Origin of the sequence: Nesterenkonia alkaliphila (genome assembly GCF_009758175.1) — a bacterium.
Classification (GTDB): domain Bacteria; phylum Actinomycetota; class Actinomycetes; order Actinomycetales; family Micrococcaceae; genus Nesterenkonia; species Nesterenkonia alkaliphila.
Genome location: NZ_WRPM01000065.1, coordinates 1 through 17,020 on the forward strand (window position 1 = coordinate 1; position 17,020 = coordinate 17,020).

At 66.7% G+C, this 17,020-nt stretch carries 13 protein-coding genes and 1 riboswitch; of the genes, 9 read left to right on the plus strand and 4 right to left on the minus strand.

The genetic code is table 11. From position 1 onward, the window contains the following. From GNZ21_RS08895 to GNZ21_RS08925, 7 genes are all read left to right on the plus strand, one after another. Positions 1-710, plus strand: a 710-nt coding sequence (locus GNZ21_RS08895) for an Lhr family helicase (RefSeq protein WP_462358804.1), incomplete at its 5' end; no start/stop codon positions are given. Between the two features lie 77 nt (positions 711-787). Beyond that, a complete protein-coding gene (locus tag GNZ21_RS08900) occupies positions 788-1,357 on the plus strand; it encodes a VOC family protein (RefSeq protein ID WP_188503473.1) in 570 nt (189 codons plus the stop codon). A gap of 16 nt (positions 1,358-1,373) precedes the next feature. After that, positions 1,374-2,396: a pseudouridine synthase gene (locus GNZ21_RS08905; protein ID WP_232532774.1), complete on the plus strand. Its 1,023-nt coding sequence runs from the start codon at positions 1,374-1,376 to the stop codon at positions 2,394-2,396. A 34-nt stretch (positions 2,397-2,430) separates the two neighbouring features. Next, the gene (locus tag GNZ21_RS08910) at positions 2,431-3,021 is read left to right on the plus strand and encodes a DedA family protein (RefSeq protein ID WP_157323437.1); all 591 of its coding nucleotides are present in this window, start codon (positions 2,431-2,433) and stop codon (positions 3,019-3,021) included. Then, a complete protein-coding gene (locus GNZ21_RS08915) occupies positions 3,018-5,162 on the plus strand; it encodes a hypothetical protein (RefSeq protein WP_157323439.1) in 2,145 nt (714 codons plus the stop codon). The genes GNZ21_RS08910 and GNZ21_RS08915 overlap by 4 nt, the downstream gene beginning before the upstream one ends. Positions 5,163-5,234: 72 nt before the next feature. Beyond that, entirely contained in the window at positions 5,235-5,777 is a 543-nt protein-coding gene (locus GNZ21_RS08920; RefSeq protein WP_157323441.1) for an NUDIX hydrolase family protein, read from the plus strand. Next, complete coding sequence (locus GNZ21_RS08925) at positions 5,774-6,262, plus strand: hypothetical protein (protein WP_157323443.1); 489 nt, start codon at positions 5,774-5,776, stop codon at positions 6,260-6,262. The genes GNZ21_RS08920 and GNZ21_RS08925 overlap by 4 nt, the downstream gene beginning before the upstream one ends. Positions 6,263-6,479: 217 nt before the next feature. Here the strand turns inward: GNZ21_RS08925 and GNZ21_RS08930 are convergent, their stop codons facing one another. Next, positions 6,480-7,694, minus strand: a complete 1,215-nt coding sequence (locus GNZ21_RS08930) for a sensor histidine kinase (protein WP_157323445.1) — start codon at positions 7,692-7,694, stop codon at positions 6,480-6,482. 89 nt (positions 7,695-7,783) lie between these two features. Between GNZ21_RS08930 and GNZ21_RS08935 the strand changes: the two genes are divergently transcribed. Together GNZ21_RS08935 and GNZ21_RS08940 are read left to right on the plus strand one after the other, a co-directional pair. Next, entirely contained in the window at positions 7,784-8,515 is a 732-nt protein-coding gene (locus GNZ21_RS08935; RefSeq protein ID WP_229659385.1) for a response regulator, read from the plus strand. A 58-nt stretch (positions 8,516-8,573) separates the two neighbouring features. Beyond that, positions 8,574-9,812: an acyl-CoA dehydrogenase family protein gene (locus tag GNZ21_RS08940; protein ID WP_157323447.1), complete on the plus strand. Its 1,239-nt coding sequence runs from the start codon at positions 8,574-8,576 to the stop codon at positions 9,810-9,812. A gap of 24 nt (positions 9,813-9,836) precedes the next feature. On the opposite strand, the gene gcvT is transcribed toward GNZ21_RS08940, so the two are convergent. From gcvT to GNZ21_RS08955, 3 genes are all read right to left on the minus strand, one after another. Beyond that, positions 9,837-10,961 (minus strand): glycine cleavage system aminomethyltransferase GcvT, encoded by a 1,125-nt coding sequence (gene gcvT / locus GNZ21_RS08945; RefSeq protein WP_157323449.1) that lies wholly within the window; start codon positions 10,959-10,961, stop codon positions 9,837-9,839. Positions 10,962-11,073: 112 nt separating this feature from the next. Continuing rightward, positions 11,074-14,001: an aminomethyl-transferring glycine dehydrogenase gene (gene gcvP, locus GNZ21_RS08950; protein ID WP_157323451.1), complete on the minus strand. Its 2,928-nt coding sequence runs from the start codon at positions 13,999-14,001 to the stop codon at positions 11,074-11,076. Between the two features lie 138 nt (positions 14,002-14,139). Next, a riboswitch (glycine riboswitch) is annotated at positions 14,140-14,249 on the minus strand. Positions 14,250-14,359: 110 nt separating this feature from the next. After that, the gene (locus tag GNZ21_RS08955; RefSeq protein ID WP_157323453.1) at positions 14,360-16,630 is read right to left on the minus strand and encodes a polyribonucleotide nucleotidyltransferase; all 2,271 of its coding nucleotides are present in this window, start codon (positions 16,628-16,630) and stop codon (positions 14,360-14,362) included. Between the last annotated feature and the right edge of the window lie 390 nt (positions 16,631-17,020).

A 17,020-nucleotide genomic window follows, 5' to 3' on the forward strand; every position in this document is an offset into this window, starting at 1 on the left:
GGTCCACCCCAGCCGGCGGACGCTGGCAGCTGATCCCCCAGCACCCGGCTGAGCCCACTGAGACCGCCCACGCCCGGGCCGAGATCCTGCTGGACCGCTACGGAGTGCTCACCCGCGGCTCCGTGACCGCCGAGCAGACCCCGGGCGGGTTCGCCGCAACGTATAAGGTGCTGGCCGCCGCCGAGGAGGCCGGCAGCGTGCGTCGGGGCTATTTCGTGGAGGGCCTGGGCGCGGCCCAGTTCACCACCAGCGCCACTATCGACCGGCTGCGCGAGATCGCCGAGACCCTGGAGAACCAGGATGCCGCACCGGCCGGCTCCGCCGCCCCGGCCTCGATAGCGCTGGCCGCCACTGACCCTGCCAACCCCTTCGGAGCCGCACTGGACTGGCCAGATCCCCCGGTTCCTGAGGGGAGCACGGCTGCCAAGGCGCGGCCGGGCAGAAAGGCCGGGGGCGTCGTCGTACTCTGTGCCGGTCAGCTGCTGCTGTACATGGAGCGCGGCGGGCGCACAATGCTGCTCTACACCCAGGATCCACAGCTGATGAACGCCGCCGCAGAGGTTCTGGTCAGCGCGCTGCAGCAGGCCCGGGCCGCCAAACTCGCAGTACAGAAGGTCAACGGGGAGCCGGTGCTCAGCCATCCCTTCGCCGAGCCGCTGAAGGCCGCCGGCTTCCGCGCAGTGCCCTCCGGGCTGCGATTCACCCCCTGACCCCCGGGGGAACCAGATGCACCCCCTGACCCCCTGCCCTGAGCGCCATAGGCTAATCTGGCACCATGATTCTCTGCATGCCGTTTCTGATGTTCCAGGGCCGCGCCCAGGAGGCCATCGATCACTACCTCGCCACGTTCCCCAACGCCGAGCTTCTGGAGATCATGCACCACCCGGAGGGCACCGAGATCTTCGATCCCGCCCAGCAGAACGACGACGCCGCCCCTGCACCAGATCCCGGCACCTTCCCCACCGGGGCCATCACCAACCCGGACACCGCGGCGATGGAGGCCGTGGTGGACTGGGATAAGAACCTGGTGGCCACCGCGCAGCTGCAGCTGGGCGGGCAGATCCTGATGATCCAGGATTCCCTGGTCAAGCAGGGGTTCGACTTCACCCCCTCCATGTCGATCGCTGTGGTGGTGGAATCTGCTGAGGAGTTCAGCCAGGTCACCGAATCCCTGGCCGAGGACGGGGAGTACCTCATGGAGCCCGGGGACTACGACTTCGCCCAGAACTACGCCTGGGTGAAGGACAAGTTCGGGGTGACCTGGCAGGTCAACCATCCGCACCGCACCCCCTCCCCGGAGGAGGCCGCCGATTCCGCGGCCAATGCGGCCCCGGCCCGGGCCCCCGAGTGGAGCTGACCGGAGTTACGTGCCGCTGAACTCCCCACTGCCGGTGCGCCGCGGCGTCAACGCCACCCGGCTCCACCTGCCTGAGACCGGACCCTGGCCCACTGTTCACCACTACCTGCTGGAACGGTTCGGGCATATCGATCCGGCCGGCATCACCGCCCGGTTCCACGCCGGGGAGGTGGTGGACTCCGCCGGGGCACCGCTAAGCATAAGCACCCCACTGGGCGCCACCGAGTTCATCTGGTACTACCGGAACCTGCCGGATGAGACCCCGCTGCCGGTCACTGAGGAGATCCTGTTCGAGGATGAGCATCTGGTGGCAGCGGACAAACCCCACTTCCTGCCCACCACCCCCGCCGGGCGCTATGTGCAGGAGTCCCTGCTGGTGCGGCTGCGCAATCGGCTCGACGCCCCCGACCTGACACCCATCCACCGGCTGGACCGCGGCACCGCCGGAGTGGTCCTCTTCGCCAAGAACCCGGCCACCCGCGGGCAGTACCAGCTGCTGTTCGAACGCCGGCAGGTGGCCAAGAGCTATGAGGCGGTGAGCGCCTTCAGCGGAGACCCGCAGCGTACCGCGGCCAGGTTCCCGGTGACCGTACGCAACCGGATCACCAAGACCAAGGGGGTGCTGACCAGTCAGCTGCTTCCCTACCCAGTGCAGGACTCCGGCCGCAATCCGCAGCAGAGCCCGCTGCGCGGCCGTGCCCGGAGAGGGAACAGCCCGGGGGCCAACGCCTCCTCCCGCATCGAGCTGCTGCAGCTGGGGCAGAACAGGGCAGGCCGCCCAGTGGTACATCTGCAACTGACCCCGCACACCGGTAAGACCCATCAGCTGCGCATCCATCTGGCCATGCTGGGCCTGGGCATCATGCATGACCGGTTCTACCCGCAGCTGCTGGACGATGCCCCCGATGATTTCGACGCTCCGCTGCAGCTGTTGGCGCGCACGATCAGCTTCACCGACCCGATCAGCGGCTCCGCACGCCGGTTCAGCTCCACCCGTAGACTTGTGGAGGCCCCGGTCAGCACCGTCCCGGAGGTCTGAACAGGAGCACCCGAGGGGGCTGGAGGGGGTTTCTATGACTGAGCTGCTCGAGGGCTGGGGGATCTGGTACCTCCCGCTGCAGGCCCTGTTTGTGGCTCTGACCGCGCTGGTGCCGCCCTTTCCCTCCGAGATCATGGTGATCGCCTCCGGGGCCTTCGCCTCCACCGGGGAGCTCTCCCTGTTCTCGGTGATGGTCGCGACCACTGTGGGCTGCCTGGCCGGTGACCTGGTGCTCTACGCGCTCTTCCGGCATCAGCTGATCCGGGTGCTGTACCGCTGGCGCTGGGGTCGGCGGATGCACCGGGGAATGCTGCGAGCCTCAATCCGGGCCGGCAGCGCCACCACCCTGGTGGGCCTGCTGCTGATCCGCTGGATCCCCGGCGGCCGCGCCGCCTCCATGGCCACGGCCGGGATCATGCGCCTGCCCGGACCCCAGGTGTCAGTGCTGTTGGTCCTGGGCGCGCTGATCTGGAGCGGCTGGCTGGTCGGCTTAGGTTACATTACGGGAACAACTACCGGAGCACCCCCCTGGGTAAGCACTCTGATCGCCTTGGTGATCGGTACGCTTGTGGGATTGACCATTGCCGCACTGGCAGCCAGAAGACGTCGGAGGGAGGCCGCGTGACCAAACCGCTGCGCCCTGAGTCCACCGAAGGCGAGGCAGCCGGCACGACGCCGCCCCCGGCCCCTGACTCTGCCGACGCCGCCCCAAGCGCGGACTCCCCGCAGGTGCCTGAGACTGCCGCACCCAGCCCCGCCTCTCCTATGAGCCCTGACTCACCCACAAGCCCCCACTCCCCTAGCCCCATCTCTGCCAGCTCCGCCGGCTCCCCCGTCCCCGCCGCCGCTGCGGAGGGGGATGCACCGGAAGAAGAAGGCCCAGAGGAAAATGGCGCAGCGGAGGAGCACCCAGAGGAAGAAGGCCCAGAGGAAGAGGGCGCAGCGGAAGAAGGCGCAGCGGCCGGAGGTGATGCGGGCGAGGCCAGTGCCGTAGACCAGCAGCCAGCTGAGCCGGAGCCCGCTGTACAGTCCGCTGAGCCGGAGCCTGCTGAACAACCCTCTGAGGAGGAGCCCTCATCCCAGGAGACAGCCTCAGCAGAGCGGCCCGCCGTGGCGGTTGAGCCGCCGGCGCGCACCGGAGTGGCCCCTATCGTCAATGTCCCCACCGGACCCGATACCGGGCTCGGGGGGTTCTTCGATTCCCTGGATGAGCGACTCAAGACCTGGTGGGCCACCCGGGACGAACGCAAAGCCCGGCGCCGGGCTGCCGCCCAGCAGCAGCGCCAGCAGCACGCTGCGGCGCAGCAGGGTCCGGCCCAGCCGGCGGAAACCCAGCAGGAAGCGCAGGCCCCCGCCCAGCAGCCCTCATCCTCTGCGCCAGCTGCTGCCGTAGGCAGCCCTGCCGGCTTCAGCCTGCCCAAGCCACCGCCGCCGGAGCAGCGTCCCTCCGGTCAGCTGTTCACCGGGGCCATCCCGCAGGTCGGTGCTGGTTCCACCGGTGGGGAAACCCCGCTCGGCTCTGCAGCGGCGCCGGCCTTCACACCTAAAGACCAGATCTCTGAAGCCCCCGCAGATGCCGATGCGATGCCGGAGTTCCCACCACGCCCGGAAGCCGGCGAAGACCAGACCACGGTGATCCCGCCCTACCGCGGAGAGCCAACAGCACTGGAGCAGAACCCAGTGCCCCGGGTCCGCCGCGAGCTGGATGATCAGCGGCAGCGCACTGTGATCGCGCAGAAGGCCGCCGCGATTGAGAAGGCCACCGCCCAGCCCAGCCCGCGCCCCTATGGCGGCGCCGGGACCATCGGGGCCGGCTACCCTGCGCCCGCCTATGAGTTCGCCGATGATGAGGAAGACCTCTACACCTATATCCCGCCCTATAACCTGCCCTCCCGGGATCCCGACCCCGAGCCGACCCGGTGGGACCTAGCCCGGCGGATCACCGTCAGCCTGGGCGCGGTGTGCGCAGTACTGGCATCCTTCTGGATGCTGGGCTGGTTCGGCACCAGCGAAGAGCGCCCCGCGATCCTGCGGCAGAACGGGCTGCGGGAGACCCTGGCCGAGGGGATGTTCTCCGGGGACCATGCGCTGCTCTCCCCGGACCACACCTGGTACTGGCTGTGGCCGCTGATCACCATCGGGCTGGTCATCCATGCCCTCTACCAGTGGCGGCCCTCCCAGCACTCCACCCCCCGCCAGCAGCGCTCCGGCTGGCTGGTGGCCACGGCCGCAGTCTTCATGCTAGTGATGACCTATGCGCTCTACAGCGGAGCCTTCACCCTGGCGCTGCTCAGCTCCCTGGTGATCGCCGGTGTGCTCACCGAGGCGATCCGCCAGTTCAACCTCTATACCGCCCGTACCAACACCGAACGCCAGCTCACCGACGATATTGTGGGCCTGTTCTACGGCTTTGCCCTGGTTCAGCTGATGAGCGTGCTCTCGGTCTGGCTGACCCAGCGCGGATGGGAGTTCCTGGGACTGCCTGCCCTGCTCTGGGCAAGCCTCGGGCTCCTGCTGGCAGTGTGGACCGCCTCGTTCTACGCAATGACCGAACGCGGCCGGATCACCATTGCCCTGGGCCTAGCCTGGGGGCTGTTCTGGCTGATCTTCCCCCGCATCCTCGGCGAGGTGACCAGCACCGGGGTGGCCCTGGGGGCCGCCCTGGGCGCATTCATCGTGATCATCTGCACCCAGTCGCGCCGCCACCGGATCAACCACGCCGAACGCCGGGCCGCCATGGGCCGCCCGCTCGAGGACATCATCTGAGCAGTGCTTGTCCCGCGGGCGGCGCACGCCACGACCTTACCCATAACAGGGTCAGTCTGAGAGAATGCCTCTATGTCCGTGCGAACCCCTGATCCCAATCCCGGCTGGCTCAACGAAGAGGACCTCTACGAGGCCCGGCGCCGGCTCCCCATGGTCTATGTGGAGGCCATCCCAGTGCGGCTGGACGCCCTGGGCTATGTCACCGAGATCGGGCTGCTCTACACCGCTGATGACGACGGCAGGTTCTACCGCACTGTGGTCTCGGGCCGGGTGCTCTACCGGGAGACCATCCGAGCTGCGCTGATCCGGCACATCGAGAAGGACCTGGGCTCCTTAGCCCTGCCCCAGCTGCCGGTCTCCCCCACCCCGTTCACCGTGGCCGAGTACTTCCCCTACCCCTCGGAGACCGGCCTGGTGGACGACCGCCAGCACGCCGTCTCGCTGGCCTATATTGTGCCGGTCAACGGCGAATGCTCCGCCCGTCAGGACGCCCTGGAGCTGTCCTGGCTCAGCCCGGAGCAGGCACTGGCCCCTGATGTGCAGGCCGAGTTTGTGGGCGGCCGCGAGCAGCTGGTCCGCCAGGCCCTGGCTCACGTGGGGTACACCGCCCCATGACCACCCCCGCTCCGGAACGCACCACCCGACGACGCCGCCCCGCCGGCGAGCGCCCCCACTCGGCACGGCCGCAGCTGAAACTAGGCCTCACCGGCTGGACAGTCTCCTGGTTGGTGCCCACCGCCCTGATGGGCGCGGTACTGCTGGCCCTGAGCTTCTTCCCTGGCCTGGACGGGGAGGGATACCTGACTCCGCTGATCCCGCTGCTGGGTGCCGCTGCCGTCGTCGTCGGTATTCCCGGCACTCTGTTGGTGAGCTGGCTGCTGCGCCATCACCTGAACCCGGTGGTGCATATGCTGGGCTATGTGCTGGTGGGCCTGCTCTACGGACCGGTGGTGCTCTTTGCCGGGGCAAGCGGCCTGATGCCGATGCTCATCCCGATCATCGGCTTCCCCGCCGGGATCCTGCTGGGCATCGGCCGCTGGATTGCCCAGCCCCTGGCCACGGTCACCCATCCTGAGCAGCAGGTCGAGCAGAACAGCTAGGGCGGGGAGCAGCTAGGGCTCGGGCGGCGCCGTTCACACCGCCCGAGCCACAGGTCGGAGGAGCCACACTGGAGCCGTTGCACCGAAACTCCAGGTGCTCAAATCCCACCTGAGTGGAGTGCACCGTTACTGCACTGCCCCATAGAGTCTGATGCATGCCCCAAGCTGCCGCTAGTCAACTTTTGTCTAGTGTTTTGCATCCGGCAGAGGCACCGAATCAGGAGCGCTTCATCCCGGTGACCCGAACCTCCCAGCAGCCCTGATCGTTGTACCCGGCCTCGGCCCGGCCACCGAACGCCTCAGCCCGGTCCCGGACTCCGATCAGCCCGGTGCCGGAGGCGCTGAGCTGATGACCGCTGTGAACTGTGGAGCCCCGGACCGTGTTCGTCACACACATCGCCACATGCTCCTGCCCCACGTCAATCTGGATCCAGCACTCAGCCCCTTCGCCGGCATATTTGGCCACATTCGTGGTGCACTCCTGGAGCATCCGGTACAGAGCTGCACCCACTGATCTGGAGAGCTGCTCCGCTTCCCCGCTGAGCTGGGAGCGCACTGCGATGCCCAAGCCCTCCAGCTGTTTGGCGAAAAGTTCGGTGCCACGGCGGATCTCCAGTTCACTGGCGCTGGACATCGGCCCGGTGGCGTCATCGAGAATATTCTCCGACTTCAGCAGGTCCAGCATCCGGCGCAGGTCGTTCAGCGCGGCCCGGGAGGAGTCCCCAATCACCCGGATTGCTTCCCGGTAGGCGGTGTCGGTGTCCCGCAGCTGCGCGGCCCGGGACTGCATGGCAATGATGGTGATGTCGTGAGCCACGATGTCATGCAGGTCCCGGGCGATGGACTTCCGCTCGGCGGCCTTAGCCTGCTCATGACGCTGCTTGACCTGCTGGAGATCCCGAGTGGACTGCAGGGATTCGTCCGCGGTGTGCCGGAAGGATGAGCCCAGACCGTAGGCGGCCAGCAGCCCCACCGCCATACCGAACACTGCTAAGGCGCTCAGCGGGGCGTCGTCGACTGAGATCCCCAGCCCCACCGACCACAGCATCAGCAGCCCCAGGGTGAGCCGGCGGAACCGTTTGGTGGTGCTCAAGGCTGCCAATCCGGCCAGCAGCAGCGCCAGGAGTATGGAGTAGACCACCCCGTCCACAAACAGCGCCACAACCAGCATGCCCAGCCCCGTGGCCACCGCGAAGGCGACGTTGACCCAGAGCAGCACGATACAGCCGACGGAGATGATCCCGGCCACCGCCAGCGCCACGGGGGCACCGTCGCTGTAGATCAGTTCGTAGAGGACATCGGCACCCAGAGCGATGCCGAATGCCAGGGTGACGATGATCAGCAGCCATTTGTTGAGATCGCGGCAGGACCAGAAGCCGCCGGATTCGAACTTCTCGACGACGCTGCCTACAGATTCGGCATTCGGGGCCATGGCCACCAGTGTAGAGATACCGCCAAAGCTCCCCGGGAGGATACAGGACACATTCAGGGATTGATCGGATGGTTCTCTAGGATTGCACCATGACCATGGACGCGCACAACGCTGACGGGCAGCCGGTTGGCCAGCCTGCGGGCGCCGCCCCGTCAGTAACGGTGCTCATCGCCGAGGACCATCCGGTGATGTCCACCGCCCTGCGCACCTACGTGGACTCCTCGGCTGGAATGCGCTGTGTGGGCGAGGCCCGCAACGGGGAGTCCGCCGTGGCGATGTGCGCTCAGCTGCAGCCCGATGTGGTCGTCATGGATCTGCACATGCCCACGATGGACGGGATCGCGGCCACCCGCACCATCCGCGCCCGCTTCACTGAGACTGCAGTGCTGGCGGTGACCACCTTCTCCACCGAGCGGTACGTGATTCCCGCCCTGCGCGCCGGGGCCGGCGGCTATATCGTCAAGGACGCGGAACCGGAGGAGATCATCCAGGCGATCCGGGAGGTCCATGAGGGCCTGGCCCCGTTCTCCCCCGCCGTAGCGCACCAGCTGATGGTCTCGGTGAAGAACGAGCCCGCCCAGGTGGCCACCGCCCTGCAGCGCTTCCCGGAGGCCCCGCATATTCCCTCCCGGGAGCTGGAGGGGTTGCATCTGTTGGCCAAGGGCTGCTCCAATGCCGAGATCGCCCTGAAGATGGTGGTCTCCGAGGCAACTGTCAAGGTGTATATGGGGCGGCTAATGCAGCGCCTGGAGGTCCGCGACCGGGTGCAGCTGCTCATCCGCGCAGTGGAACTGGGGCTCGTGGAGCCCTCCCTGGGCTAATTCCGGGGGTGCGGAGCCCCGCTCGCAGCTGAAGTGACGCTCGGGTAATATGTGTTGCATGACACATGCGCCTGATTCCTCTGTTGATCCCACCTACGACGTCGCCACGGCCCTGGATCTGGACTACTACGGGGTATTCACCGACCTCCCCGAGGCCGATAAGCGCTGGTGGGCCGCCGCCCGCGAGTTCGGCACCGGCCTTGAGCAGCGCATGACCGAGTACTGGGAGAAAGCCGAGTACCCCACTGATCTGGTGCGCGAGGCCGGCAGGCTGGGCATCTTCACCGATGGGGTAGATGTCTCCGAGATCGGGCAGGAGACCCTCTCTCCGATGGCAGCGGGGCTGGTGAACATGGAGACCTCGCGGATCGACGGCTCCCTGGGCACCGCACTGGCGGTTCAGGGTGGTTTGGCGCTGCGCACACTGGCGCTGTTCGGCTCGCCGGAGCAGAAGGGGCAGTACCTGGCTGACCTGGCCTCCGGTCAGGTGCTGGGCGCCTTTGCGCTGACCGAGCCTGAGCACGGCTCTGACTCGGTCTCTCTGGAGACCACCGCTGAGCTGCGCGGAGATGAGCAGACCGGCAGTTATGTGATCAACGGTGCCAAGAAGTGGATCGGCAACGGGGCCTCCGGGGGTGTGACCTTCACCTGGGCGCGGGTCTCCGGGGGTGAGTACGACGGGCAGGTGCGCTGCTTCCTAGTGCCGCAGCAGACCCCGGGGTATCGGGCCGAGGTGATCCAGCACAAGGCCTCCCTGCGGGCCATCCACCAGGCGCTGATTCAGTACGAGGATCTGGAAGTGCCGGCTGATGCGGTGCTGCCCGGGGCCAAGTCCTTCAAAGACGCCGCCACTGTGCTCTTTGCCACCCGGTTGGGGGTGGCCTGGTCAGCGGTGGGCCATGCCGCCGCCTGTGTGGAGGCCGCGCTGAGCTATGCCAAGCAGCGCAAACAGTTCTCCAAGCCCATCGGTGCCCACCAGCTGGTCCAGGAGCGGCTGACCTTCATGGTCTCCGAGCTGACCAGCATGCAGCTGCATGTCAAGCGGGTCACCGAGCTCGACGCCGCCGGGCAGCTCTCCGGGCCGCAGGCCTCGATGGCTAAGTACCACAACACCCGCAAGGCCCGGCAGATCGCTCAGATGGCCCGGGATATGCTCGGCGGCAACGGCATCCTGCTCTCCAATAAGGTGGCCCGGCATATGGCAGACATCGAGTCCGCGCACACCTATGAGGGCACGGAGTCGGTGCAGTCGCTGATCATTGGCCGCGACCTCACTGGCTACTCCGCCTTCGCCTGAGCCTTGATGGCGCTACGCTCGGCCCTAAGAGGGCCGAGCGTAGAAGGGCAGTGTGACCACCTCGAAGGGGATCCCCTTGCCGCGCACATCCACCTGAAGCTGGGTGCCGGGCTCAGCGTGCGCCACCTCCACATAGCCTAAGGCGATGGCCTGGCCCAGCGTTGGGCTGGGCGCACCTGAGGTCACTTCCCCCACGGCCGTACCGTCAGGCAGCTGGATCTGGTGACCCTTGCGCGCTGCGCGCTTGCCCTGGGCCTGCAGACCCACCAGTCGCTGACCGGTGGTTCTGCCCAGGCCCTGAGCCTTGGCCTGCTCCAGGGCTGCCCGGCCCACGAAGTCCTCCGGCTTGGAGAAGGCCACCACCGGCAGTCCCGCCTCCTGGGGCTTCCGGGAGGCGCTGAGCTCGTTGCCGTAGAGCGGCATCCCAGCCTCCAGGCGCAGCGAATCCCGGCAGGCCAGCCCGCAGGGGGTCAGCCCGAAGTCCGAACCGCCCTCCAGCAGGGCCCGCCACAGGGCGCCGGCCTTCTCATTGGGCAGGTAGAGCTCGAAGCCGTCCTCGCCGGTGTAGCCGGTGCGGGCCAGCAGAATCTCCTGGCCGCCGATGGTCACTGTGGTGTGGGCGTAGTAGCTCAGGGTCTCCACCAGTTCGATCTCATCGGCGCGCACCAAGGATGAGATGATCGCAGCACTGGTTGGTCCCTGGACAGCGATCAGACTGATGCCCTCGGACTCATCCCAGACTTCAACCTCGAATCTCGCGGCCCGTTCGGTAAGCTCAGCGGCCACGATCTCGCGGTTGCCCGCGTTGGGGATCACCAGGTACTCCTGTTCACCGATCCGGTAGGTGATGAGATCATCGAGGATCCCTCCGGAAGCATTGACGATCAGCGAGTATTTGGCCTTCCCCGGTTCGATCTTCGCCAGGTTGCCCACCAGTGCGGTGTTCAGGAAGGTGGCGGCATCGGGGCCGATCACTCGCACCTCCCCCATATGTGAGAGGTCGAAGAGGCCTGCCGCGCTGCGCACCGCCTTATGCTCCTGAAGCTCTGAGGTGTACTTCAGCGGCATCCGCCAGCCGCCGAAGTCGGTGAAGCTGGCACCCAGTGCCTCGTGCTCTGCCGCCAGGGCGGTCTCTTTCAGCTCAGTCATTTGACGTCCTTTCCAAACGGTGGAGGAGACCCGATTGAGCCGAGCGGAATGCCGAGCTCGCTCGAGCATTCCCGAGGCGATTGAGGGTTCCTGCGGCAGAAGCGTGAAGAGGTCATCTGACCTCAAACGCTTCTGGCGCAGGACAGGAACACACCAGGTTGCGGTCGCCGTGGGCGCCGTCGATCCGGCTCACCGGCGGGAAGTACTTATCCGGGGCGAATCCGGCTCCGTTGAGCCCCGGCACCGGATAGGCGGCCTGCTGGCGGGTATAGGCGCGGTCCCAGGCATCGGCGGTGACCACGGCGGCTGGGTGGGGGGCGTGCTTCAGCGGTGAGTTGGCGGCGTCGTGCTCCCCGTCGATCACCTGCTGGATCTCGGCGTGCACTGCGATCATCGCCTCGATGAACCGCTCGATCTCCGCTATGTCCTCGGACTCGGTGGGCTCCACCATCAGCGTCCCCGCCACCGGGAAGGCCAGGGTGGGGGCGTGGAAGCCGTAGTCGATCAGCCGCTTGCAGACATCCTCGGCGGTGATTCCACTGGCCTTGGTCAGTTCGCGCAGATCCAGGATGCACTCATGAGCCACCAGCCCGTTCTCCCCGGTATATAGGGTGGGGTAGTAGTCCTTCAGCCGGGCGGCAATGTAATTGGCGCTCAGCAGGGCGTGGGCAGTGGCGCTGGTCAGCCCCTCAGCACCCATCATGGCCAGATAGGCCCAGCTGATCGGCAGCACCCCGGCGGAGCCGTAGGCGGTGGAAGTCACCGGCGCAGGAGCATCAGAGAGCGACGCTGCGGCGGGGCTTCCGGGCAGGAACTCCACCAGGTGTTCGGCCACGGCCACTGGGCCCACCCCGGGGCCGCCGCCGCCATGCGGGATGCAGAAGGTCTTATGCAGGTTCAGGTGGCTGACATCGCCGCCAAACTCGCCCGGCTGGGCCAGCCCCACCAGGGCATTGAGGTTGGCACCGTCGATATAGACCTGGCCCCCGGCATCGTGGACCCGCTTGCAGACCTCGCGGACGTCCGATTCGTAGACCCCATGGGTGGAGGGGTAGGTGATCATAATCGCGGCGATCCGGTCCGGATGGGCCCCGATCTTCGCGTCCAGGTCAGCCAGATCGATGGTGCCGTCCTCGGCGGTGGCCACCACGGCCACCTGCAGTCCGGCCAGCACCGCCGAGGAGGCGTTGGTGCCGTGGGCGGAGGCGGGGATCAGGCAGATGTCCCGGGCGGCGTCGTCGTTGGCCAGATGGTACTGGCGAATGGCCAGCAGCCCGGCGTACTCGCCCTGGGAGCCGGCATTGGGCTGAATGGAAACCGCAGCATATCCGGTGACCTCGGCGAGCTTATTCTGCAGGTCCTCGATGAGTGCCCGCCAGCCGGCTGTCTGGTGCTCCGGAGCATAGGGATGGATACCAGCGAACTCGGGCCAGGAGATGGCCTCCATCTCGGTGGCGGCGTTGAGCTTCATAGTGCAGGAGCCCAGCGGAATCATAGTGCGGTCCAGGGCCAGGTCCCGGTCGGCGAGCTTGCGCAAGTAGCGCATCATCTGGGTCTCGGAGCGGACCGCGTGGAATACCGGGTGGGTCATGTACTCGGACTCGCGGATCAGCTCATCGACAAAGGCGTATTCGCCCTCGAATTCCACGCGATCGTAGAGCTCTGCGGCCTGGCTGGGCTTCTCCACCAAGCCGAAGGCATAGGCCAACAGGTACATCTCGCGGGTGGTGGTGGTCTCATCGGTGCTCACCCCGATAGTGGCGGCATCCACCCGGCGAAGGTTGATTCCAGCGCCCTCGGCCTTGGCCAGCACCACCTCGGCGGCCTCAGCATCCGGCATCCGCACCTGCACCGTGTCGAAGAAGGATGCGCTCACCAGCTGGTGTCCGGCGCCGCCAAGCACCTCTGCCAGAGCGCGAGCCTGGGTGTGAACCCGGCGGGCGATCTGGGCCAGACCCTCGGGTCCGTGGTAAACCCCGTACATGGAAGCGGCCACGGCCAGCAGCGCCTGAGCGGTGCAGATATTGGAGGTGGCCTTCTCACGGCGGATGTGCTGTTCGCGGGTCTGCAGGGCCAGCCGGTAGCTGGGGCGGCCCTCGGCATCCTTGGAGACCCCCACCAGCCGGCCCGGCAGCTGACGCTGAAGGCCCGAGCACACCGCCATAAAGGCGGCGTGCGGGCCGCCGAAGAACAGCGGCACGCCGAAGCGCTGGGAGCTGCCCACTGCGATATCGGCACCCTGCTCCCCCGGCGGGGTGATCAGAGTCAGGGCGAGCAGGTCTGCGGCCACGGTCACCAGGGCGCCGCGCTCCTTGGCCTGGCTGATCAGCTCTCGCTGGTCCCGCACGGCTCCGGAGTTGCCAGGCTGCTGCAGCACCACACCGCAGATCTCCCCCTCGGGGAGGCCATCGGCGGCGAGGTCCACGAACTCAAGCTCAATGCCCACGGCCTCAGCCCGGCCGGCGATCACGGCCCGGGTCTGCGGGAAGATATCGGCGTCCACCACCACTTTGGCCTGGGCCAGCTTCTTATTGGCCCTGCGCATCAGCAGGATCGCCTCCGCCACTGCGGAGGCCTCGTCCAGCAGGGAGGCATTGGCGATGTCCAGCCCGGTCAGATCCGCCACCATGGTCTGGTAGTTCAGCAGCGCCTCGAGCCGGCCCTGGCTGATCTCCGGCTGGTAGGGGGTGTAGGCGGTGTACCAAGCGGGGTTCTCCAGCACATTGCGCAGGATCACGCTGGGGGTGTGGCTGCCGTAGAAGCCCTGCCCGATCATCTGAGTCTTCACCTGGTTCTGGCTCGCGTAGCGGCGCAGCGCCTCCAGGGTGGCGGACTCGCTCAGGGCCGGCGGAAGGTTCAGCGGCGCGCCCTGACGGATGCTGGAGGGCACCGCGGCCTCCACCAAGGCGCTCAGCGACTCATATCCCAGCGCATCGAGCATGGTCTGGGAGCTGGTGGCTGTGGGCCCCATATGCCGGGCGGGGAATCCGGTGGGAATTGAATAGTCTGCGGCAGCGCCGGAGGTTCCAGAGAGGGTCATAGGTCCACCTTACGGGCAGGGTGCTGGGTTGGTCATTGCCCCTTGCTCTGTAGCGGACCTGAGAGATTCGCCGGGAACCGCTCCCGGCTTGCACCGTGGGTGAGAGTCGGCTGAGCCGCCTCTGCTTTCCAGAGTCGCCACCCCGCTGCGGTCCATCAGTGTGAGCTGGCCTGAGAGATTCGGAGGGGACTCCTTGCTCCTTCGGCGCCGCACGGCACAAGCCGTGCGGACTCTCCCGCACCAGGGACGTGGCCTGTATTCAGTTGCCACTATCATCCCACAGAGTTTGCCCCGAAACGGCGATGGGCCGGGACTTCCTGGTGGAAATCCCGGCCCATCACGCACCTGCTGCTGTGGATCAGTCCTCGACTGGCTCCTCGGCCGGCTCGTTGACCTGGTTGACGCTCTGCTTGTTGTTGTCGTCATCCTCGTCCACCACGGGGACCAGGCTCAGCTTGCCGCGGTCGTCGATCTTATTGATCTCCACCTGCAGCTTCTGGCCCACGCTGAGGACATCCTCAACATCGTTGACCCGCTTGCCATCGTTGAGCTGACGCAGCTCGGAGATGTGCACCAGGCCGTCCTTACCGGGGGTGAGGCTGATGAAAGCGCCGAAGCTGGTCAGCTTCACCACAGTGCCGAGGTAGCGTTCGCCGACCTCCGGGACCTGCGGGTTGGCGATCGCGTTGATCGCAGCCCGGGCGGCCTCGGCGGAGTCGCCATCGGTGGCGCCGATGAGCACGGTGCCGTCGTCTTCGATGCTGATGTCGGTGCCGGTGTCCTCCTGGATCTGGTTGATCATCTTGCCCTTCGGGCCGATGACCTCACCGATCTTGTCCACCGGGACGGTGACGCTGATGATCCGCGGTGCGGTTACAGCCATCTCATCAGGAGCGTCGATGGCAGCGTTGAGCACGCCCAGGATGTGCAGCCGGGCCTCGCGGGCCTGCTTCAGCGCTGCAGTGAGCACGCTGGCCGGAATGCCGTCCAGCTTGGTGTCCAGCTGGATGGCAGTGACGAACTCGGAGGTGCCGGCCACCTTGAAGTCCATATCGCCGAATGCGTCCTCCGCGCCCAGAATGTCAGTGAGGGCTGCGTAGCGGGTCTCACCGTCCACCTGGTCGGAGACCAGACCCATGGCGATGCCGGCCACCGGGGCCTTCAGCGGCACACCGGCGTTGAGCAGGCTCAGGGTGGAGGCGCAGACCGAACCCATGGAGGTGGAGCCGTTGGAGCCCAGTGCCTCGGAGACCTGGCGAATCGCGTAGGGGAATTCCTCGCGGGAGGGCAGTACGGGAACCAGTGCACGCTCGGCCAGGGCACCGTGCCCGATCTCGCGGCGCTTGGGCGAACCCACCCGGCCGGTCTCACCGGTGGAGTAGGGCGGGAAGTTGTAGTTGTGCATATAGCGCTTCTTGGTCTCCGGCGACAGGCTGTCGATGGACTGCTCCATCTTCAGCATGTTCAGCGTGGTGACACCCATGATCTGAGTCTCGCCGCGCTCAAAGATGGCGGAGCCGTGCACCCGGGGCAGCACCTCGACCTCGGCAGTCAGCTGACGGATATCAGCCAGGCCGCGGCCATCGATGCGGACCTGGTCGCGCAGGATGCGCTGGCGGATGACCTGCTTGGTGATGCTGGAGAGGGCCTTGCCCACCTCGGCACCGCGGCCCTCGAACTCCTTGCCCTCACCGGCCAGCTCCTCGACCAGCTCAGCCTTCAGCTCGGCGTCGGCGGCCTCGCGCTGCTGCTTATCAGCAATCTGGTAGATGCTGGAGAGCTTCTCCTCAGCCTTAGCCTTCACGGCCTGGAAGACATCGTCCTCGTAGTCCTTGAAGATCGGCACCTCGATGGGCTCCTTGGCGGCGCGAGCGGCCAGATCGGCCTGAGCCTCGCAGAGCACCTTGATGAACGGCTTTGCGGCCTCCAGGCCCTCAGCAACGATCTCTTCAGTGGGAGCGGTGCGGCCCTGCTCCTTGATGAACTTCCAGGAGTCGTCGGTGGCCTCGGCCTCGACCATCATCACTGCGATGTCATCGCCGACGATCCGGCCGGCCACCACCATGTCGAACACTGCGGTCTGCAGCTGAGAGTGCTTGGGGAAGGCCACCCACTGGGCGGATTCACCATCGTCGATCAGTGCCACACGGACACCGCCGATGGGGCCGGAGAACGGCAGTCCGGAGAGCTGGGTGGACATAGAGGCGGCGTTGATGGCCACCACGTCATAGAGGTCATCCGGGTTGATGGACAGGATGGTCTCCACCACCTGGACCTCGTTGCGGATGCCCTTCTTGAAGGCTGGGCGCAGCGGGCGGTCGATCAGCCGGCAGGCCAGGATCGCATCAGTGGTGGGGCGGCCCTCGCGGCGGAAGAAGCTGCCGGGGATACGGCCGGCGGCGTACATCCGCTCCTCCACGTCCACGGTCAGCGGGAAGAAGTCGAAGCCCTCACGAGGGGACTTGCCCACGGTGGTGGCCGAGAGGATTGTGGTCTCCTCGTCCAGGGTGATCAGGGCCGATCCGGCAGCCTGCTTGGCCAGCCGCCCGGTCTCGAAACGGATAGTGGATGTGCCGTACTTGCCGTTGTCGATCACGGCTTCGGCAGAATGAACCTCAGGTCCCTGCATGGGGTGAGTTTTCCTTTCGTGTTGTTGGCGCGGGAACTCTCCCGCTGTACACGCCAACACAGCACGCCGCAGATGGCGGCGGTACGAGCCGAACCTTCAACAGGGCGGTCTTCGATCGAAGCCCACGGGCGCGGGTGCCGTCACGCACTCCCGTAAGCCACTACCGAGGACCTGACCATGCGCAGTCGGTTCTTCAGCTGTATCGGCTGGTACTAGTCTGGCACACAAAACGGGCGGCCCCTAATATAAGGAGCCGCCCGTTGGTGAAAACCTTGATCAGCGGATGCCGAGACGCTTCTTCAGGTCGCGGAAACGCACAATGACGGTGCTGGTCCCAGCGGCGGGGAAACCCCGCACGCCTCTCGGCCGCGTTGCCGCGGCCTTCACGCC

Bases quoted from the DNA above. Each gene is read 5' to 3' on its own strand.
- GNZ21_RS08900 (WP_188503473.1), top strand. From the start codon at position 788: ATGCCGTTTCTGATGTTCCAGGGCCGCGCCCAGGAGGCCATCGATCAC.
- GNZ21_RS08935 (WP_229659385.1), top strand. From the start codon at position 7,784: ATGACCATGGACGCGCACAACGCTGACGGGCAGCCGGTTGGCCAGCCT.
- gcvT (WP_157323449.1), bottom strand. From the start codon at position 10,961: ATGACTGAGCTGAAAGAGACCGCCCTGGCGGCAGAGCACGAGGCACTG.
- GNZ21_RS08955 (WP_157323453.1), bottom strand. From the start codon at position 16,630: ATGCAGGGACCTGAGGTTCATTCTGCCGAAGCCGTGATCGACAACGGC.
- GNZ21_RS08925 (WP_157323443.1), top strand. From the start codon at position 5,774: ATGACCACCCCCGCTCCGGAACGCACCACCCGACGACGCCGCCCCGCC.
- GNZ21_RS08930 (WP_157323445.1), bottom strand. From the start codon at position 7,694: ATGGCCCCGAATGCCGAATCTGTAGGCAGCGTCGTCGAGAAGTTCGAA.
- GNZ21_RS08940 (WP_157323447.1), top strand. From the start codon at position 8,574: ATGACACATGCGCCTGATTCCTCTGTTGATCCCACCTACGACGTCGCC.
- GNZ21_RS08920 (WP_157323441.1), top strand. From the start codon at position 5,235: ATGTCCGTGCGAACCCCTGATCCCAATCCCGGCTGGCTCAACGAAGAG.
- gcvP (WP_157323451.1), bottom strand. From the start codon at position 14,001: ATGACCCTCTCTGGAACCTCCGGCGCTGCCGCAGACTATTCAATTCCC.
- GNZ21_RS08910 (WP_157323437.1), top strand. From the start codon at position 2,431: ATGACTGAGCTGCTCGAGGGCTGGGGGATCTGGTACCTCCCGCTGCAG.